Source organism: Streptomyces sp. YIM 130001 (assembly GCF_003574445.1).
Classification (GTDB): Bacteria; Actinomycetota; Actinomycetes; order Streptomycetales; family Streptomycetaceae; genus Streptomyces.
In genome coordinates this window covers 49299-68817 of the sequence record NZ_KZ984571.1, presented here as the reverse complement: position 1 = coordinate 68817, position 19519 = coordinate 49299, and the positions used below count along the sequence as shown (strand labels likewise).

At 70.1% G+C, this 19519-nt stretch carries 18 protein-coding genes; 4 read left to right on the top strand and 14 right to left on the bottom strand.

Annotated elements, in window-relative coordinates:
* The first annotated feature begins 150 nt into the window (after window positions 1–150).
* Together DSC45_RS32010 and DSC45_RS32005 are read left to right on the top strand one after the other, a co-directional pair.
* Window positions 151–1155, top strand: coding sequence for a carboxymuconolactone decarboxylase family protein (locus DSC45_RS32010; protein WP_119295511.1), 1005 nt, complete (start codon window positions 151–153; stop codon window positions 1153–1155).
* The gene (locus DSC45_RS32005; protein WP_240434965.1) at window positions 1152–2078 is read left to right on the top strand and encodes a class I SAM-dependent methyltransferase; all 927 of its coding nucleotides are present in this window, start codon (window positions 1152–1154) and stop codon (window positions 2076–2078) included. The genes DSC45_RS32010 and DSC45_RS32005 overlap by 4 nt, the downstream gene beginning before the upstream one ends.
* Before the next feature lie 12 nt (window positions 2079–2090).
* Here DSC45_RS32005 and DSC45_RS32000 read toward each other — a convergent pair whose 3' ends face one another.
* Entirely contained in the window at window positions 2091–2966 is an 876-nt protein-coding gene (locus DSC45_RS32000; RefSeq protein WP_119295510.1) for a hypothetical protein, read from the bottom strand.
* A gap of 379 nt (window positions 2967–3345) precedes the next feature.
* On the opposite strand from DSC45_RS32000, the gene DSC45_RS31995 reads away from it, so the two are divergent.
* A complete protein-coding gene (locus DSC45_RS31995) occupies window positions 3346–4899 on the top strand; it encodes an NCS1 family nucleobase:cation symporter-1 (RefSeq protein WP_119295509.1) in 1554 nt (517 codons plus the stop codon).
* A gap of 15 nt (window positions 4900–4914) precedes the next feature.
* On the opposite strand, the gene DSC45_RS31990 is transcribed toward DSC45_RS31995, so the two are convergent.
* From DSC45_RS31990 to DSC45_RS31955, 8 genes are all read right to left on the bottom strand, one after another.
* Window positions 4915–5913 carry a TIGR03842 family LLM class F420-dependent oxidoreductase gene (locus DSC45_RS31990; protein ID WP_119295541.1) on the bottom strand — a complete coding sequence of 333 codons (999 nt, stop codon included), beginning with the start codon at window positions 5911–5913 and terminating at the stop codon, window positions 4915–4917.
* 167 nt (window positions 5914–6080) lie between these two features.
* A complete protein-coding gene (gene hydA, locus DSC45_RS31985; protein ID WP_119295508.1) occupies window positions 6081–7475 on the bottom strand; it encodes a dihydropyrimidinase in 1395 nt (464 codons plus the stop codon).
* Between the two features lie 102 nt (window positions 7476–7577).
* On the bottom strand, window positions 7578–8861 hold the full coding sequence (locus DSC45_RS31980; protein ID WP_119295507.1) for an aspartate aminotransferase family protein: 1284 nt from the start codon (window positions 8859–8861) through the stop codon (window positions 7578–7580).
* On the bottom strand, window positions 8858–9700 hold the full coding sequence (locus DSC45_RS31975) for a nitrilase-related carbon-nitrogen hydrolase (protein WP_119295506.1): 843 nt from the start codon (window positions 9698–9700) through the stop codon (window positions 8858–8860). Before DSC45_RS31975 ends, DSC45_RS31980 begins: the two co-directional genes overlap by 4 nt.
* Before the next feature lie 196 nt (window positions 9701–9896).
* Window positions 9897–11741 carry a hypothetical protein gene (locus tag DSC45_RS31970; protein ID WP_346426692.1) on the bottom strand — a complete coding sequence of 615 codons (1845 nt, stop codon included), beginning with the start codon at window positions 11739–11741 and terminating at the stop codon, window positions 9897–9899.
* A gap of 214 nt (window positions 11742–11955) precedes the next feature.
* Window positions 11956–12369: a PPOX class F420-dependent oxidoreductase gene (locus tag DSC45_RS31965; RefSeq protein ID WP_119295505.1), complete on the bottom strand. Its 414-nt coding sequence runs from the start codon at window positions 12367–12369 to the stop codon at window positions 11956–11958.
* Window positions 12370–12380: 11 nt separating this feature from the next.
* Window positions 12381–13619 carry an alginate lyase family protein gene (locus tag DSC45_RS31960; RefSeq protein ID WP_119295504.1) on the bottom strand — a complete coding sequence of 413 codons (1239 nt, stop codon included), beginning with the start codon at window positions 13617–13619 and terminating at the stop codon, window positions 12381–12383.
* A 90-nt stretch (window positions 13620–13709) separates the two neighbouring features.
* On the bottom strand, window positions 13710–14366 hold the full coding sequence (locus DSC45_RS31955) for a glycoside hydrolase family 75 protein (RefSeq protein WP_240434964.1): 657 nt from the start codon (window positions 14364–14366) through the stop codon (window positions 13710–13712).
* 299 nt (window positions 14367–14665) lie between these two features.
* On the opposite strand from DSC45_RS31955, the gene DSC45_RS31950 reads away from it, so the two are divergent.
* Window positions 14666–15427: a hypothetical protein gene (locus DSC45_RS31950; protein WP_162929405.1), complete on the top strand. Its 762-nt coding sequence runs from the start codon at window positions 14666–14668 to the stop codon at window positions 15425–15427.
* 214 nt (window positions 15428–15641) lie between these two features.
* Here the strand turns inward: DSC45_RS31950 and DSC45_RS31945 are convergent, their stop codons facing one another.
* The 5 genes from DSC45_RS31945 to DSC45_RS31925 all read right to left on the bottom strand — a co-directional run bounded on the left by DSC45_RS31945 (window position 15642) and on the right by DSC45_RS31925 (window position 19443).
* Window positions 15642–16535 carry an amino acid ABC transporter permease gene (locus tag DSC45_RS31945; protein ID WP_119295502.1) on the bottom strand — a complete coding sequence of 298 codons (894 nt, stop codon included), beginning with the start codon at window positions 16533–16535 and terminating at the stop codon, window positions 15642–15644.
* Complete coding sequence (locus DSC45_RS31940) at window positions 16532–17176, bottom strand: amino acid ABC transporter permease (protein WP_119295501.1); 645 nt, start codon at window positions 17174–17176, stop codon at window positions 16532–16534. Before DSC45_RS31940 ends, DSC45_RS31945 begins: the two co-directional genes overlap by 4 nt.
* A gap of 7 nt (window positions 17177–17183) precedes the next feature.
* Entirely contained in the window at window positions 17184–18095 is a 912-nt protein-coding gene (locus DSC45_RS31935) for a glutamate ABC transporter substrate-binding protein (protein WP_119295500.1), read from the bottom strand.
* 17 nt (window positions 18096–18112) lie between these two features.
* Complete coding sequence (locus tag DSC45_RS31930) at window positions 18113–18856, bottom strand: amino acid ABC transporter ATP-binding protein (RefSeq protein ID WP_119295499.1); 744 nt, start codon at window positions 18854–18856, stop codon at window positions 18113–18115.
* A gap of 146 nt (window positions 18857–19002) precedes the next feature.
* Window positions 19003–19443 carry a DUF6278 family protein gene (locus DSC45_RS31925; protein ID WP_119295538.1) on the bottom strand — a complete coding sequence of 147 codons (441 nt, stop codon included), beginning with the start codon at window positions 19441–19443 and terminating at the stop codon, window positions 19003–19005.
* Between the last annotated feature and the right edge of the window lie 76 nt (window positions 19444–19519).

Sequence of the window (19519 nt, the reverse complement as noted above, 5' to 3'; positions counted from 1 at the left end):
TCCCCGTGCAGTAGTCGCCGTCCGGTCCGGCGCCCCGCGCAGCAGCACAGACCGGCTCCGGACGTACGACGACCCGGGGCGGTCCCACGAGCCAGCATCACCGGTGTCGCCGCAGCACGCGGCGCTTTGACGAACACCGGGGAGTGCGCCATGTCAGGACCGTTCCGCTTCACCTCGCCCACAGCACCGAAGAACGCCACCGGCCGTGCCGCCGAGGTGTACCGGCAACTCGCCGGTGACTTCGGAACCGATCGCGCCTCGACCTTCACCGTGCTGTCCGCCGCGCCCGAACTCCTTGCCGCAGCCTGGTCGTTGGTCCGCGAGTCGCTGCTCGTCGGCCCGGACACCCGTACCGGACGAGAGGTCGCGGCGCTCGGCGTCTCGCTGGCCAACCGCTGCCGGTTCTGCATCGACGCACACACGATTTTCCTGCACGCCACGGGCGACGCCGAGCTGGGCGAGACCATCGCGGCCGGCGGCGTACCGGACGATCCGGAGTACGCCGGGCTGCTGGCCTGGGCGAAGGCGAGCCGCGCCCCCGGAGCCGCCGTCCGTCCCGCACCGCCCTTCCCCGCCGATCGAGCACCCGGCTATCTCGGTACCGTCCTCGCCTTCCACTTCATCAACCGGATCGCCTCGGCCCTGCTCACCGAGAGCGTGCTGCCCTGCGATCTGCAGCGCATGCGTGCGGTACGCAGCGCAGCCGGGCGGTCGTTCCGCCACGCCGTCCGGGCCGACCTCCCGCCGGGCGAGAGCCTCGTCCTGCTCGGCGAGGAGGTGCGGCAGGTGCCGCAGTGGGCCGGGAACTCGCCGGTGGGTCACGCCTACGCGGCGCTGCGTTCGGTGGCCCTGATGGGCGCGGCGTTCCTCGACCCGGACGAACAGCGCCTGCTGAACGAGACCCTCACGGCCTGGGACGGCGCTCATCCAGCGCCGTACTGGCCGGAGTTGCCCGGCCGTGACCGTCCGGCGCTCCGCCTCGCCCTGCTCGCCGCGATCGCCCCGTACCGGATCGAGCAGGATGACATCGACGCCTGGCGGACACCGCAGCACACGGACCACTGCCTGGTCCATCTCGTCTCCTACGGCGCCTTCCTGGCGGTGGAGCGCGCCGAGGCCGCGCTGACCACGGCCGCCGCACGGGAGGCATCGTGACCACCCACACCGGGCGCGACACCGCGAGCGCCAATTCCGCCCAGTCCGCGATCTGGAACGGGGCGGTCGGCCGCCACTGGGCCGAGCATCACACCCGGTACGACGCGATGCTGGCCGGGGTGAACGATGCCCTGTTCCAGGCGGCGGCCATCACGGACTGCGACCGTGTCCTGGACATCGGCTGCGGAACCGGCGCCACCACCCGGGAGGCGGCCCGTCGCACCCCGAACGGGCATGCCGTCGGCGTGGACATCTCCGCACCTCTGCTGGCACGCGCTCGTTCGGCCACCGATGCGGAGGGCGTACGGAACGTGTCGTACGAGCTGGGGGACGCCCAGACGCACGCGTTCCCGAAGGCCGGGTACGACGTGGCGGTGAGCCGGGGCGGGGTGATGTTCTTCGCCGATCATCGGGCCGCGTTCACGAATGTGGCGCGGGCGCTGCGGCCGGGCGGACGTCTCGCCTTCATCTGTCCGCAGACACCCGGCCCCGACAGCCACGAGGCGCGCGTCATGACCCTGTTCCAGAGCCTCCTGGACGAGGAGACCGAAGGGACGGACCTCACCCGTGGGACCGCCACGACCGGCACAACCGACGGCACGAACGCACCGGGCGCACCGCGCGCACCGCGATCCGACGCGTCGAATGCCAGGGGCGCGATGACCTCCCTGGCGGAACCCGTCGCCATCCGCCGCGCCCTCGCCGGCTTCTCCTCCGTCCGCACGGCAGCCGTCCGCATCGCGGCTCACTGGGGGAAGGACCCCGCCGCAGCCGTCGAGTTCGTCCTCTCCCGCACCCCCGACCGCGCCGTCCCGGGCGCGACCCGGGACCGGCTGGCCCGGGCCTTCGAGCCGTACGCGAGCCCATCCGGGATCCGTGTCCCGGCCTCGGTGTGGTTGGTCACCGCGGTGCGGCCGCACTGACGGCGGCCACGCTCAGGCCCCGGCGGCGGGCACCGGCAGCCGGTCCGTGCCCGCCTCCGTGGCGAGGAACGGCGCCAGGCAGTCCGCGGCCGCCGCAAGTCGCCGCCACAGCCGAGGCGAGCGCAAGGGGAGCGGCCGCTCGGCGAGCAGGAAGAGTTCGTTCCCGACGACCTCGATCGCCATGCCTGCGCGTCCGTGACCGGCTGTCGCCACGATCCCGCAGTCGAGCAGGCAGCGCAGCAACGCATGGTCCGGGTCCTCGCCGATCATCCGCGTACCGTCCGGCCCCGGAACCGGTTCGGCCTTCCGCAAGCCCCGGGGCGGCTCGGCGAGCCCCCGCTTTCCCCGAGTCAGCAAGGTGCGGGGGAACGACTCCCGCAGGGTGAACACGGCACAGCCCCACTGGTGGAGCGGCAGCTCCGCATCGTCGGGCGCGGGATCGCAGTCGTAGTTGAAGACGCGGAAGCCGTACGGGCCGGACACGGTCAAGTGGTCGCGCAGGCGCCGCCGTTGCCCGTAGGCGAAGATGTGCGCCGCCGGACGGACGGTGTCCGGGGCGGGACAGTACGCCAGGGCGTTCCGCACGGCGAAGTCCTGCAGCCGGTGGCGGACGCGCGCCCGACCCCACCAGAACGTCTCCAGGAAGGCGGCGGGCAGGAACACCGCGGACCCCGCGCAGACCAGGAAGAACGTCGCCGCGCCCCAGATCTCGACCGCACCGTGCCCGCCTGACAGCACCGCAGCCGGCAACACGAGCGCACCCGCGGCACACAGCAGGACGCAGGCCGGCAGGTCGATACGCCGCCACCAGCGTGCTCCGGCCAGTTCCTCGCCGACGCCGCCCGCGAGCGCCGCGCGGCGGAACCGGCGCCCGCCCGGGGCGGCCACCCGGTCAGCGCCGAGGTGTCGAACCGCTTCCCCGTCATACGCCCGAGCCTAGAAGCACTCGATCCGCCAGGCCATAGCGCAGCCCACTTCCCGTCCCCGTCCGGGCCCTGTCGACAGAGGAACGGAAGCAGTACAGTCCTTCCACTCCACGCCCTCCAGACGCGCGAGACCGGCACCCGCAAGCGCCCGCCCCTGTCACGCGTGCTTCCCGCGAGATGTGTACGCCGTCGTATCCACCGTGTCGTGAAGCGCCTGTCGAGAACGGCTTGCCCATGATCCCAGCCCTCCCCGTCCCTCTCGGTACCGGCCCGGCACCGTGCCCCGTGTCTACGCGAGTAACTCCCCGCTCGACTCCCGTTGACATCAGGGGGGTTCGCCGATGACCGCGACCGAATCGACCGACTCGGCCCCGACCGACGGCCAGGTCACACTCCCCGACGGCCGAGTGGCCCTGGCCGCCGGAGTCAGCCTGGACGACCCCCGGTTCGCCAACGCCGACCTCGCCCCCGTACCGCTCGAGAAGCGCACCTGGGGCGTGTACAACTACACCGCACTGTGGATCGGGATGGCCCACAACATCCCCTCCTGGACACTCGCCTCGGGTCTGGTCGCACTCGGCATGGACTGGAAGCAGGCGGTGCTCGTCATCGCCCTCGCGAACGTCATCGTGCTGCTGCCGATGCTCCTGACCGGCCACGCGGGGCCCAAGTACGGCATCCCCTTCCCGGTGTTCGTACGCGCCTCGTTCGGGATGCGCGGCGCGAACCTGCCCGCACTCATCCGGGCCGCGGTCGCCTGCTGCTGGTTCGGCATCCAGACCTGGATCGGCGGCCAGGGCATCTTCCTGCTGCTCGGGAAGGTGTTCGGCGGCTGGACCGAGGCGGCCGAGGTCGGCGGCTATCCGTGGACCCTGTGGCTCTGCTTCGCGATCTTCTGGGTGCTCGAACTCGCCATCATCTACCGGGGGATGAACGCCCTGCGCCGCTTCGAGAACTGGGCGGCACCGTTCGTCCTGGTCGGCGCGGTCGTCCTGCTGGTGTGGATCGCGAACAAGGCCGGCGGATTCGGCCCGCTGCTCGACCAGCCGTCCGAGCTGGGCTGGGGTGCGGACTTCTGGCCGGTGTTCTTCCCAGCCCTGATGGGGATGATCGGCTTCTGGTCCACGCTGTCCCTGAACATCCCGGACTTCACCCGCTTCGGGAAGGGCCAACGGGCCCAGGTGTGGGGCCAGTCGCTCGGTCTGCCGACCACCATGACGGCCTTCGCCCTGATGTCCGTCTTCGTGACCTCGGGCTCGCAGGCGGTCTACGGAGCGGCCGTCTGGGACCCGGTGGAGCTGGCCGCCAAGACGGACAACGTGTTCGGCCTGCTCTTCGCCCTCGTCACGGTCCTGGTGGCCACGATCTCCGTGAACATCGCGGCGAACGTCGTCTCCCCCGCGTACGACCTGTCGAATCTGGTGCCGAAACGCATCAACTTCCGTACGGGAGCGCTGATCACCGGCGTCGTCGGTGTGGTGGTGATGCCGTGGAAGCTGACCTCCACGCCCGAGCTGTACATCTTCACCTGGCTGGGTGTCGTCGGCGGGCTGCTCGGCACGGTCGCCGGAGTCATGATCGCGGACTACTGGATCCTGCGCCGGACCGTCCTGCATCTGGCGGACCTGTACCGGCGCGACGGCCGCTACTGGTACACCGGCGGCTGGAACTGGCACGCGCTGGCCGCCTTCGTGATCGGCGGCACGCTGGCGATCGGCGGCTCGTACTCCACGGTCAGCGCCAAGGGGGTCAAGCAGGGGCCGTTCCCGGTCGACGGGCTGATCCCGTTCCTCAAGCCGCTCGCTGACTACGGATGGGCGGTGGGTCTGGCGGCCGGCCTGGTGGTGTACACCGCGCTCGGACTCACCCGCAGAAGCACCTTCGAGACTCGCTGAACGCCCGGCGCCGGGTCATCCCAGAGCGGGGATGACCTCGGCGCCGTAGGTGTCGATCACCGACTCGCGCGCGTCGTGCATGGCGTACACCGCGAACTGGTCCACGCCCAACTCCCTCAGCTGCCGCAGGCGTTCGACATGCGCGGAGACCGGTCCGAGCAGACAGAAGCGGTCGACGATCTCGTCGGGCACGAAGGCCGTGTCCGGGTTCCCGGTCCGGCCGTGGTGGCTGTAGTCGTACCCCTCGCGTGCCTTGATGTAGTCGGTGAGGGCATCGGGGACCAGGCCGGAGTGTTCGCCGTAGCGCTTCACCAGGTCGGCCACGTGATTGCCGACCATGCCGCCGAACCAGCGGCACTGCTCCCGGGCGTGCGCGAGGTCGTCGCTCACATAGGCGGGCGCGGCGACACAGATCTTGACGTCCGCCGGGTCGCGACCGGCATCGGCGGCCGCCTGGCGTACCGCCTTGACCATCCACTCGGTGAGGAACGGGTCCGCGAGCTGCAGGATGAACCCGTCGGCGCGCTGTCCGGCCAGAGCAAGCGCCTTCGGCCCGTACGCCGCCATCCACACCGGCAGTCTGCCGTCGCGCACCCAGGGCAGCCGCAGGGACTGTCCGTCGACATCGGCTTCGCGGCCTTCGGCGAGATCGCGGATGGCGTCGATGGCCTCGCCGAGTCTGGCGAGGGTGTTGGGCTTGCGCCCGGCCACGCGCATCGCGGAGTCGCCGCGGCCGATGCCGCACACCGTGCGGTTGCCGTACATCTCGTTGAGAGTGGCGAAGGTGGAGGCGGTCACCTCCCAGGTCCTGGTGCCGGGGTTGGTGACCATCGGGCCGACGGTCAGGCGCGAGGTGTGCTCGAGGACGCGGCTGTAGATGACGAACGGCTCCTGCCACAGGACGGCCGAGTCGAAGGTCCAGCCGTAGCGGAAGCCGTTGCGCTCGGCACGGCGCATCAGACCGACGACGGCGGAGCCGGGCGGGTCGGTCTGCAGGACGAGTCCGAAATCCATGGCCGGAGCCTCCTGGTTCAGGTACTGGCGGATCGAGAGCGAGAGGGGTACGGGCCCGTGGTGCGGGCCGCGGGGGCTGCGGACCGGCACCACCCCGGTGCCGGTCGCGTCGAACGGATCAGGCCGGGCGGACAGGTACGGAGCACACGGACAGGCGGACCGAACCGTCAGCCGACGTACTGGCTGATGCCGCGCGGGACATACGCCCCGTGACCCGCGCGGCCGGTGAACTGCCGCTGCTCGATGACAAGTTCACCGCGCGAGAGGACCGTCTCGACCCGGCCCGTGATGCGCTTGCCCTCGTACGGCGAGTAGTCGACGTTCATGTGGTGGGTCTCGGCCGACAGCGTCTGCTCGGCGTTCGGGTCGTAGATGACGATGTCGGCGTCGGCGCCCGGCGCGATCGTGCCCTTCTGGCCGTAGAGGCCGAACATCCGGGCCGGCGAGGCGCAGGCGATCTCGATCCAGCGGCGCCGCGTGATGTGCCCGTCGACGACCCCCTGGTGCAGGAGGTCCATCCGGTTCTCCACGCCCGGCATGCCGTTGGGGATCTTCGAGAAGTCGCCCCGCCCGAGCTCCTTCTGGTCGACGAAGCAGAACGGACAGTGGTCGGTGGAGACCACCTGGAGGTCGTTCGTGCGCAGCCCGCGCCACAGGATCTCCTGATGTTCCTTGGGGCGAAGGGGAGTTGAGCAGACGTACTTGGCGCCTTCGAAGTCCGGCTCGGCCAGATTGTCGGTGGACAGGAAGAGGTACTGCGGACAGGTCTCGCCGAAGACCGGCAGCCCCTCGTCGCGCGCCCGCGCCAGCTCGGCGACCGCCTCGCGGGCCGAGACGTGCACGACGTACACCGGAGCCCCCGCGACCTGCGCGAGCTTGATCACCCGGTGAGTGGCCTCGGCCTCCAGCAGTGCCTTGCGCACCTCACCGTGGTAGCGGGGGTCCGACTCGCCCCGCGCCAGGGCCTGTTGGACGAGTACGTCGATGGCGATGCCGTTCTCGGCGTGGGTCATGATCAGCCCGCCGTTGCCGGAGGCCTGCTGCATGGCGCGCAGGATCTGCCCGTCGTCGCTGTAGAAGACACCTGGGTACGCGGTGAACAGCTTGAACGAGCTGATGCCCTCCTCGACGAGGAGGTCCATCTCCTTCAGGGAACCGTCGTTGACGTCCGAGAGGATCATGTGGAAGCCGTAGTCGATCGCGCACTGGCCGTCCGCCTTGGCGTGCCAGGCATCCAGGCCCTCGCGCAGGGCACGGCCCTTGGTCTGGATGGCGAAGTCGACGATCGTCGTGGTGCCGCCCCAGGCCGCGGCCCGAGTGCCGGTCTCGAAGGTGTCGGAGGCGTAGGTCCCGCCGAACGGCATCTGCATGTGCGTGTGGGCGTCGACACCTCCAGGGATCACGTACTTGTGGGAGGCGTCGATGACCCGGTCGGCCGACCAGTCCTGACTGCCGTGCGCGGCCAGGGCGGCGATCCTGCCGTCCTCCACCAGGACGTCGGCGTGGGTCTCGTCGGCGGCGGTGACGACCAGTCCGCCGCGGATCAGGGTGCGGGTGCTCATGAGTCCCCCTGGGATGGGATGAACGGGCTGCCGGTCGGACGAGGACGGGACGGAAGCAGAGGGCGGTTCGACGTAGCGGGGCGGTTCGTAGCGGGGCGGTGCTTACAGTGAGCGCAGCGCCCGTTCCAGGACGGACGCGCCCTCCTCCGCCTCGGCCACACTGAGCGAGAGGGGCGGGGCGATACGCAGGACGCTGCTGTCATGGCCCCCGCCCTTGCCGATGAGCAGTCCGCCCTCGCGGGCCGACTCCAGTACGGCGGTGGCGAGTTCGGGTGCCGCCCGGCCGGTGAGGGGGTCGGCGAGCTCGATGCCGATCATCAGGCCGCGCCCCCGCACCTCGCGTACGCAGTCGACCGCGGCACCGATCGCCCGCAGCCGCTCGATGAGCAGGCCGCCGACGCGGCGGGCGTTGCCCTGCAGATCGTGTTCGAGGAGGTACGCGAGATTGGCGGCACCGGCGGCCATGGTGACCGGTGAACCGCCGAACGTGGAGATGGAGTTGGCGTCCAGGCAGTTCATGACCTCGGCCCGGGCGACGACGCCGCCGATGGACATGCCGTTGCCGATGCCCTTGGCGAAGGTGAGGATGTCCGGCGGCCCGGCGGCGGCGTGCGCCTGCCAGCCCCAGAAGTTGTCCCCGGTTCGGCCCCAGCCGGTCTGCACCTCGTCGCTGATCCACAGGATCCCGTGGGCGTCGAGGACTTCGCGGAACGCGGCGTACAGACCGTCGGGCGGGGAGGTGAACCCGCCGACACCCTGCACCGGTTCCGCGATCAGTGCGGCCGCGCCTGCGCGGGTCTGCCCGAGCAGGTCCTCCAGGTCGGCGACGCACGCGGCGATGAACTCGCTGTCACCGAGGTGCGCGAAGGGCCCACGGCCGCGGACTCCGCCGTGCACGTACAGCGTCTGCAGCGGGGAGAGGCTGGTCGGCGACCAGCTCTTGTTGCCGGTGATGGAGACGGAGGAGAACGAACGGCCGTGGTAGCTGTTGCGCATCGCCAGGATCTGGTTGGACCGGCGGTACGTGGTGGCGAGCAGCAGGGCCGTGTCGTTGGCCTCGGTGCCGGAGGTGGTGAAGAAGACCCGGGCGTCGGGGATGCCGGACAACGCGGCGACCCGCTCGGCCAGTTCGACCATCGGGCGGTCGAGGTAGAGGGTCGAGGAGTGGATGATCCGGCCGGCCTGCTCGGCGACGGCCTTGGTGACCTCGGGCAGCGCGTGCGCGGTCATGGTGGTGAGGATGCCGCCGAAGAAGTCCAGGTAGCGGTTGCCCTCGGCGTCCCAGACGTGCCGGCCCTCGCCGTGCGTGATCTCGAGCGGCTCGTCGTAGTAGAGGGCGAGCCACTCGGGGAGCACGGCTCGGTGGCGCTGGTGGAGGCTGGTCACGGCTGCACCAGCCCCTCGTACGCGTCGGGGCGGCGGTCGCGGTAGAACGCCCACTGGTGGCGGACCTGGTCGATCAGGTCGAAGTCGAGGTCGCGGACGAGGAGTTCCTCCGCCTTGTCGCTCGCGGTCTCGCCCACGAACTGGCCGCGCGGGTCGACGAAGTAGCTGGTGCCGTAGAAGTCGTTGTCGCCGTACTCCTCCTGGCCGACACGGTTGATCGCGGCGATGAAGTACTCGTTGGCGACGGCGGCCGCGGGCTGTTCGAGCTGCCACAGGTGGGCCGAGAGACCTCGTGAGGTGGCGGACGGGTTGTACACCAACTGGGCGCCTTCGAGGCCGAGTTGGCGCCAGCCCTCCGGGAAGTGGCGGTCGTAGCAGATATAGACGCCGACCCGGCCGACCGCGGTGTCGAAGACCGGCCAGCCCAGGTTGCCCGGCTTGAAGTAGTACTTCTCCCAGAAGCCCTTGACCTGCGGGATGTGGTGTTTGCGGTACTTGCCGAGATACGTGCCGTCGGCGTCGATCACGGCGGCGGTGTTGAAGTAGAACCCGGCCTGCTCCACCTCGAAGACGGGGACGACGATCACCATGCCGGTCTCCCGCGCGAGCTCCCGCATCCGCTGGACCGTGGGGCCGTCCGGCACCGACTCGGCCCAGCGGTAGTGCTCGTCCTCCTGCACCTGGCAGAAGTAGGGGGCGTTGAAGACCTCTTGGAAACCGATGATCTTGGCGCCCTGACGGGCGGCTTCCCTGGCATGCTCCTCGTGCTTGGCGATCATGGATTCGGTGTCGCCGGTCCAGGTCGCCTGAACCAGTGCGGCCGTTACGACATTGGCCATGAGCTGCTCCTTCGCCGAGACGTCGGTCGGCCCTCTACGCCCGTAGAGCCCGGGGCTGAGCGTCGAACGTAAGCCCCGTCACAGTCCTGGGCAAGACCATCGTCGTGAACCTGCGGAGTCGATCATGTTTCGCACCCGACCGGGCGATACCGGGCGTCTCGCCCCGTGGTCCGACGGCCGCACCTCTCGCCCCTGGTCAGGCAGTCAACCCGGCGACGCGCAGGGCGTGTATCAGGTCCCAGTGGTGCTCGCCGGAGACGTCCCTCGCGGCGTTGAGCAGGCGGGGTACGAGGCGTGCGGGATCGCGCACGGCGATCGCGGCGCAGTCGTCCGGCGTACGGGCCCGGATGCAGGCGTCGAGCAGCCCGTCGGCCTCGGGTGCGCGACCGACCGCGTCGAGCGCGAGGACCGCTTCGGCGATCTCCGGCGCGGGCCGTGCGGTGCCTTGGCGCAGCAGGTGGCGGCAGTCCTCGGCACGGCCCACCGCGGCGAGCGCGCCGGCCGCGGCGGCCAGCTTCTCGGGCGGCATCGAGGCGGCCTCCCAGAGGAACGTCGCCCAGTCGGCCGCCAGTCCGGCCCGGTGCAGTTCGGCGGCGAGCAGCGGGAGTCGGGCGGCGGGCCAGTCGAGCGCCTCGCACAGCATCGCGTGGGCCTCGCCGCCCCTGCCCTCGGCCCGCAGCCGGATCAGGTCGGTGACGGTGCGGGCCGTGGCGCGATGCGCTTCTGCTGTTTCGTGGGGGGTCTGGGACGGGCGCTTCCCCATGGCGCCGAGCTGGTCGCCGCCCTCCCGTCGTCGCGCCTCGTCGTCGGTGGCACCGGCGAAGCGGGCACCCCGGGGTACGGCGGCGGCGCCCGTCGGGGAGGGCAGGGCGGGAGCCGAGGCCTCGTCCGCCTCGAGACCCGCGAAACGGGCGCCCCGCGGACGGGCCTCGGGCCGGCCGGACGCAACCGGTTCGTCCCACGACGGAGCGGTATCGGGGAAGGCGTGCGGATGGCCTGCCGACTCGTCCGCGGTCCGTGCATCCGAGGAGCGCAGGTCGGGCGACCGGGAGGCGGTGAGCATGTCCGGGACCGTGAACACCCCTGAATCGGCGAGCAGTTCGTCCCCGGTGAGAATTCCGGGCCCCGGCGCCGAGGCCCTGGGCGTGGCGACGTACTGGGCGTTCGGCGTCCCCGGCCGTGAGCCGTGGAGGGCTCCGCCGCGGTCGCGCCCATCGGCGCCGGGATCACTCGTGGCGGCTGGCGCGTCCGCATACGTCTCCCCCACCCCCAACGGATCGTCGAAGCGGCTGGCCCGCTGCGGTGAACCGCCGTGTACGGCGCCGCCGCCCGGCCCGGTACCCGACGGCGAGCCGCCGGCTCCGCCCGGCCGCGGGGCGCTCACGTCCACGCTCCGGTAGATCTCCGCCGGCGGCAGATCGGGCCGCGGCTCTTCCTCGGCCTCCTCGTCGCCCCAGTGATGCGCCCCTTCGGCGTCCGCGGTGAACACCTTTTCGGCGGCCGACTCCGCGATCGCCCCGGCGGCCGTCGACCGGTGATCCAACTCCCCTATCCGAACCTGGAGTTCGACGCATCGGGCGGAAGCGCGCTCGTGGTCGTCCCGCGCCCACGCCAACTCGAGGGTGAGCCGCTCGGCCTCCTCGGACGCGGCCCCGTGGATCAGTGCGCCGAGCTCCTGCTGTCGCCCCGCCGCGTAACTCAGTTCGTCCCGCATGACGTCCAGGCGGTCGCCGAGGAGTTTCCTCGCGCCCTCGTCCGCGTCATGGGCCACGACGGCCGAGCGGTGCAGGGCGCGGGCGCGTATCGACTCCTGTTCCGCTTCGGCGGGCCCGCGGTTCTGTGCCAGATCGTGGATGAGGGATTCGACCACGTCCCAGGGCGGCACCTCACGCCCCTCGAAACAGGCGGACATCCCGTCGGGATCGCGCTGCCAGAACACCCCGCACCAGCCGGCAGCCGCGTCGAGCCGGGCAACGAGCCCTTGCAGGTACTCCCCGAACTCCCCTACTGCTCCCGGTAGTTGCTGCCCAGTCATCGCCATCCGCCCCATCGCCCGGAACCTTTCCGACCCGCGCCACACCGACCGGTATTCGACACCCGTGGTGTTACGCACGGGCTACGAACGCTTTGCGGAGGGACGCGAGCCACGCCGGAAGTGAGAGTGCTCGATCGGAACGTTCCGTTCAAGGGCCCTGCGGTCCTTTTCCGGGCCCAAAGCCACGTCACCACGGGGCCCAGGACCACGGCCCGGCACCTCAGGCCCCTTCGGTATCGCCCGCGGCATCCCCGTCGAACCGTACGGAGATCCCCGCATGCGGACGCTTCCCGCCGCGAAGCAGCCGGACCGGTGCATCGGTCAGCCAGAACTGCCATCCGTACTTCCGGGACAACGCGCGCCGCACTCGGGGCAGTTCGGCGTCGTCGAGGAGCCGGGCCGTGCCCGTCGCATGCGCGGCACCCTCCGCGATGCGGCCGCGCACGTCGCAGGCCGTGACCTCGACCCGGCCGTCGTTGCGCAGCCGCTTGACCTTCCCCGCATCGTTCTTGCTGATCACGAGGAGTTCGTCACCGTCGCGTGCCGCCCAGACCGGCGTGGGCACCGCGACGCCGTTCCTGCGGTAGGTGGTGAGGCTGACGTAGCGCGCCGTGGTGAGGGTCTCGAGACTCATGCGGCCGCAGCCTACGCCCCGGGATTCCTGGCGTGGGTGAGGGTTTCCCAGGCAACGAACAGGTCGTCCGTACCGGCGGGCCGCATGCGCTTCGCGAGCCGTTCGGCGTGCGGCGCCGGAAGGCCGAGCCGGTTCTCCAGATGGTTGAGCATGACCTCGAGGTCGGGCCCCATCGTCAGCTCCGGTTTCCCGCCGCAGAGTTGCTTCGGCATCGGCTCGCCCAACTGGTGCCGCGCGTGCAACTCGACTGCGGCACGCATCCTTTCACTCACCTCTCCGTACAGGTCGATGCCCTGATGGTGGGCCGTCTCGGCGATGTGCGCGGTGGCGGCCAGCGCGTAGCCGACATGCTCGAAGTTGCGGCAGGTCTCCTGCCCCAGGCCGTCCACGAAGGTGCGCTGCCCGAACCAGTACTCCCTGATCTTCTTCGGACTGTCCGCCGTACCGCCCGGCGGCGGCACCGGCAGCGGACCGTCGGTCCGCAGATAGAAGTACGCGGGCACGCGCGCGCGGAATCGGGCGACGGCACGGTCGAAGGTCTTGCGGTCGTCGAGGAACACGCCGATGGCGAGCGCGGCGTCGGTCATCGTGAGATCCCAGTTGCCGTTGTAGTCGGCGACCTCGGCGTCGAACTCGCCGAGGTAGGCATGGCGCAGCATGTTCTCGAAGCGTTCCACGCGGCCGGCCGGCCAGCCGTCGTAGCTGTGGCGCATCAGTTCGGCCGCTCGCGCCCAGGTCGATCCCGCCCAGGCGGCCTGCAGGCCCGCGTTGCCCTCCGTGTGGTCCTTCAGGACCGCCGACCAGGCGTCCATCAGACGCACGGCGTGCTCCGCGTGCGAGCGGTCGCCGGTGAGGGCCCACAGCAGTGCGTGGGTGTAGGCGGCGATCGCGTCCTCACGCTCGGCGGTGCAGGCGGCCGGTTTGGCGTACGGCTTGCAGGCCACGACCGCTGCGGGCCGCGCGGTGTAGCCCTCCGCCGCGTAACGGCTCTTGCGCATGGCCTGGAAGGCGGAGGCCCAGGGTTCGGCGCCGGCCCGCACCTTGCGGCGGACCCGGTCCAGCTGGTCGCGGCTGACCAGGACCCCCGGATGGGTGAAGGCGCTGCCGGCCGCGGGGCTGCGGCCCGATTCCCGTACGCCGAGGTCGGGCGGGCGTGGCGGCCGCGGGGCGCCGCGGGGCGGGGCGAAGGCGAGCACCGGCGTGAGGAGCGCGGCGCACAGGAGGCTGAGTACGGCTCTCGGTCGTGGCATATCGGCAGCCTCGCCCCGTGCGGCCGCGCCCGCAGGATCTGTTGCTCCTGACGATGTGCGGGTGTCAGCCGGATGCCGCTGCCGCCCCGGTCAGTTGCCCCGTACGAACCGCTCGGTGAGTTCCCGACCCCGGGTGACGGCTGCGTCGCGGCTCTCGATCGGATCCGCCCGGGAGTTCTTGAACAACACATAGGTGACACCGGATCCGGTGCCGCCGCGGGCGGGGTCGGGGTCGATTCCGAGCGACTTGGCCGTGGCGTAGGACGCCTCGCCGATGATGTCGGTGGGCCCGGTGTCACCGACCACGGCGTACGTCAGGTGCCCGTCGTGGATGACGGCGGCGACCGCGCCGCCCTTGATCCCGGAGTCCTCGTGCTTCCAGATCTTGCTCGCGCCCGGTACCACGACGTACGGCAGCCTGGCCGAGTCCAGAGGTTTGCCGTCCGACTGCTGGAAGGCGGTGGCGGCCTGGAAGAGCGGGTCCTTCTTCTTGTTGCACTGCCGGCTGACTTGTCCGTCGCAGTCGATGTCCATGTCGGCCTTGAAGAACACGGCGCCCTTCGTGTCACAGACCGGGATCCTGGCCGGTGACCCGTCGTCGGCACGGTACTTGCCGTGCGAGATCTGCCGGCACGAGGAGAGTTCGGCGAGGAGTTCCTCCGCCCCGGCCCGGTCCCCGGCCGCTGCCGGAGGCGACGCGGTGGCGAGCAGGACGGGCACGAGGGCCGCCGGGATGAGAGCGCGCACAGGCTTTCCTTCAGTCGATTGCTCGTGGGCACCGTGGGTTCGTTGCTCGGTGCACCACCCTTGCGGAGCGCCGGAACCGGCGCACCTTTTGGACGCCCGGGGGACGTCGCCGGACGAACGCCGTAGGGCCCCAGTGACCGTGCGGAATACGACAGAGCGAACTGGAGCCGCCAATTCCGCACATCCAGACGTCCGATCCGCACGTGCGGTCAAGGTCCGCCTGCGCAGCGTGACTTCACCGTCCGGAGGCACCAGGTCCCCTCGAACACCGGTCCGCGCTCGGGCTAGCATGCGCGCCCATGAATGAAGACCTGCGCAACATCGTCCTCGGCGTGATCGCCGCGGGGATCGCAGCCTCTCTCGGCTGGTTCGCCCGTACGTATCTCTGGCGGCGCAAGCTCCGGCGCAAGCAGGCCTTCTTCGGGCTGCCGGACAATTCCGAGTCCCTCCTGGTGGTCAACCGCGACGCGGGCGGACCGGAGCTGACCGTGGCCCGCAACGACGTGTTCGCCCTGCTCGAACTGTCGGCGATCATCAAGGACTGCGGCGCCCACTCCCAGGTGGTGACGCACGACGCGGCCCAGCAGGGCTTCGGCGAGCGCACCGAGTTCTGCGTCGGCGGTCCGGCCTCCAACCGCCGGATGGCCGCCCATATGCACTCGCTGCTCCCGGGCATCCGAGTGAACACGGACCCGGAGCCGGGCCCGGACCGCGGCGCTTTCCAGATAGGCAGCGAGCGGTACCGGATGGAGGGCGGCAGCACCGAGTACTCGATCCTCGCCCGGCTGACCGCGGGCCAGGGACAGGAGGCCAGACCGGTCTTCCTCTTCTGCGGTCAGCGCGCCATCACCAATCAGGCGGCCACCCGCTACCTCGCCCGCCACCACGAGCGGCTGTCCCGCAAGCACGGCGCCAGCTCCTTCGTCCTGCTCCTCAAGGTCGTCAACTCCCAGGCGTACGGCCCCGATGTCGTCGAACTCGTCGCCGACGTGACCAAGGCGGCGCAGGCCCCCGCTCCCGCCGCCGCGCCCGCGACACGAGGCGCGCACCGCGGCAAATAGCCGGGCCGCCCCGGGTGCGAAGGAGAAGAGAGCGGCACCCCCGTCGCGGCCGTCCACGACGCGGGCCCGCTCCCGCTCCACATCGAGCACAACCCGGCCGGCGCACAGCTGACCTTCTCCTCCCCCACGGCCGACCCGTCGTACGCGTCGGTGCCGCTGCGAGAAGTGATCTCCGGCTGCTGCCGGGCCGGACCTGCCCTGGCTGCTGCCCTCGTCAGGTACTGGGCCCCGCGGGGGGCGCCCCTCCCGGCAGCAGCGTTCCTGGTTCGGCCGTCGCGACGTCCACGGCCTCCGTCTTGGGATTGCGCTTCTGACGTCTGGCCACCCAGGTGGCGAACCACGAGAGGAGCATGCACATCCCGATGTAGATCGGCGAGATCACCAGAACCACGGGGATGAACGGCAGATCGTAGTCGAGGTTCGACGCGATCAGCTTTCCGGCGTGGAGGAATTCCTCATAGGTGATCAGGTAGCCGAGTGAGGTGTCCTTCAGGGCGACCACCAGCTGGCTGATGATGGCCGGGAGCATGGCACGCACCGCCTGCGGCACCAGGACATGGGTCATGACCTGCGTCTTGCGCATACCGAGCGCGTACGCGGCCTCGTGCTGGCCGCGCTCGACGGCGTTGATGCCCGAGCGGAAGACCTCGGCGAGCACGGAGCCGTTGTAGAGGGTCAGGCCGGTGACCAGCGCCGGCAGCGGCTGCACCTTGAGCGCGACGAACACGAAGAAGATCATCACCAGGACCGGCATGGCCCGGAAGAACTCGACGAGCAGCGTGGCCAGCCAGCGCACCGGCTTGTGGTCGGAGAGCCGCCCGACGGCCAGGATCGTACCGAGGGCCAGCGAGAGTACGGCCGAGATGGCGAACGCCTTGAGGGTGTTGCCGAGGCCGCGGAGCAGCAGCTCCTGGATGCCCTCGTACTCGAAGGGCGTCCACTTGGTGGCGGTGAACTGGTCGGTGTCGAACAGCAGATAGATGATCCAGCCGATGATGCCGAGGATGATCAGCGTCGAGACGAATCCGTAGATCAGGTGTCTGCGGTGGGTCTTGGGCCCCGGGATGTCGTAGAGCGCAGTGGAGTCGTGGGCGGTGGCGGCGGTCATCGGGCGACTCCCCAGCGCTTCTCGAGGATGTTGAAGATCGCGCTGATGGCGAGGGTGATGATCAGGTAGCCGATGGCGATCCAGACGAACGTCCAGATGATGCTGTAGCCGAGTTCGTTGAGCGTCTTGTAGGTGCCGAGCAACTCGGTGACGCTGAACGCTCCGGCGATCGCCGAGTTCTTGGCGAGCGCGATGAGGTTGGAGCCGACCGGCGCGATCACCGAGCGGAAGGCCTGCGGGAGCACGACGTTCGACAGGGTCTGGCCGAAGTTCATGCCGAGACTGCGGGCCGCCTCGCCCTGCCCCTTGGGGACGGTGTTGATGCCGGAGCGCAGCGCCTCGCAGATGAACGCCGAGGTGTAGCAGCCGAGCGCGAGGACGGCGAACACCTTGAACGGCAGGACGAGTCCGAAGCGGGGAAGCCCGAGCAGTACGGCGAAGAACAGCAGGGTCAGCGGGGTGTTGCGCAGCAGGGTCACCCACGCGGTGCCGATCGCACGGAAGGAGCCGACCGGGGCGACGCGGCAGGAAGCCATCAGGAAGCCGAGCACGAGCGCCAACAGCGAGGCGTACACGGTCAGTTCGACGGTGCCGAGGAATCCCTCGCCGTAGGTGGAGAAGTTCTCTGTCAGTACGTTCACTTGGGCCTCAGCTCGCCGGGTAGCGATCGATGGCGGGCGGGTTCGGTGCGGGTACCCCGGACAGGCCGAGGGTGGCCTCGTACGCCTTCTTCCAGTTCCCGTCTCGTTCGTTGGCCGCGAGGGCGTCGTCCACGGCGAAGCGCAGTGCCGTGTCGCGCTTCGGCAGTCCGATGCCGTACGGCTCCTCGGAGAACGGTTTGCCGACGAGCTTCATCTCGTCGGGGACCTTGGCCGCGTAGCCCTGCAGGATCGCGTCGTCCGTGGTGACGGCGTCGACCTGGTAGGTCAGCAGGTTGTCCACGCAGATCGAGTACGTGTCGTAGGAGACGAGGGTGGCCTTCGGGTAGTCCTCCTGGATCCGCTGGAACGGGGTGGAGCCCGCGGCCGAGCAGACCCGCTTTCCGTCGAGGCCCTCGGGGCCCTTGATGTCCTCCTCGTCGGTGCGGACGAGGAGCCCCTGGCCGGCCATGTAGTACGGCCCGCCGAAGCCGACGAGGCTCTTGCGGTTGTCGTTGATGGTGTACGTGCCGACGTACATGTCGACCTGCCCGTTCTGCAGGGCGGTCTCGCGGTTGGCCGACGCGATGGTCTTGAAGCGGACCCGGCCGGGCGCGAAGCCGAGGTGGGCGCCGACCATCTTGGCGATCTCGATGTCGAATCCGGAGTAGGCGCCGGATGCGGGGTCCTTCTCGCCGAGGTAGGGCTGGTCCTCCTTGGCGCCGACCACCAGGTAGCCGCGGCTCTTCGCCTTGCGCCAGGTCGGCGAGTCGGGCAGCTGGAAGGCCTTGTCGACCTCGTAGTGCGGCAGTTGGTCGGCCCGGGGGCCCTTCACCGGCGGGCTGCCTTCCTTGCCGCAGGCCGTCACCGCGGCGAGGAGCAGGAGCAGCAGCCCGGTGAGCACACGTGTGGTACGCGTCATGAGTCCGTCACCCCCGGTCAGTGCTTGAGGATCTTGGAGAGGAAGTCCTTGGCACGGTCGCTCTCCGGGTGGGTGAAGAAGTCCTCCGGAGTGCGGTCCTCGACGATGCGGCCGTCGGCCATGAACACGACCCGGTTGGCCGCCGAACGCGCGAAGCCCATCTCGTGGGTGACGACGACCATCGTCATGCCGTCCCTGGCGAGCTGCTGCATGACCTCGAGGACCTCGTTGATCATCTCGGGGTCGAGGGCGGAGGTCGGCTCGTCGAAGAGCATCACCTTGGGGTCCATCGCCAACGCCCGTGCGATCGCCACGCGTTGCTGCTGACCGCCGGAGAGCTGCGCCGGGAACTTCTCGGCGTGGGCGGCGAGGCCGACCCGCTCGAGCAGTTCGTGCGAGCGCCGGTCCGCCTCGTCCTTCTTGCGCCCCCGGACCTTGACCTGGGCGAGCGAGACGTTCTGCAGGACGGTCTTGTGCGCGAAGAGGTTGAAGGACTGGAAGACCATGCCCACTTCGGCCCGCAGCCCCGCGAGGGCCTTGCCCTCCTCGGGGAGTGATCGTCCGTCGAGGTTGATGCGTCCGGACTGGATGGTCTCCAGCCTGTTGATCGTCCGGCACAGGGTCGATTTGCCCGAACCGGACGGGCCGATGACCACCACCACCTCCCCGCGTCCGACGGTGAGATTGACGTCCTGAAGGACATGCAATTTCCCGTAGTACTTATTGACGTCGTGCAGTTCGATCAACGGATCGACGGCCATGCCGACCTACCCACTCTCCAGCCGTGTCGTCCGCGCAAACTATCCAGCCCAATATGGGACTTAACAGGCGACACGCACTGAAAAGGCATTAACCGTATTGCTCTACCGGGGTGGCGTTGAACTCCCCGGCGGCGTAAGGCGAACGGCTATCCCTCGGCCGCTTCGCCGTACACCTGGGCGAGTTGGGGTGCACCGTTCACCGCCCAGTCGAGACCCGCCTCCACGACGTGGATCTCCCGCCCCGAGGGCAGCCGGACCACCGGATGACCGCCAGGCCACACGTGCCAGGCGGCGCCCCGGACCGTGCGGACGAGGACCGTGCCGAGGTAGAGGCCCGCGTCGTTCCCGAGCCAGGGCAGTAGTTCCGCGTCGTCGCGCCAGGTGGGTGGCAGCTGGTCGAGGGCGTCCAACGAGGCGGGGGTGTCGTCGAGTTCGAGGCCCGCACGCTCCGCCTCCGACCGCAGAAGTTCACATTCGGAGAGCAGCTCGGCGACCGACTGCGGGTCGTCCTCGAAGGCGGCCGCGAGACCCTCGCCCGGGTCGACGGGCTGCCTGCGGCGCCACTTGTCCAGGAAAGGGATGTTCATGAACGACCTCACGCCTTCGGGTTGCTGGAGTTCGACCGGCCGGCACAGCGGGTGCACGTGCCCGGCCCGGAGCTGC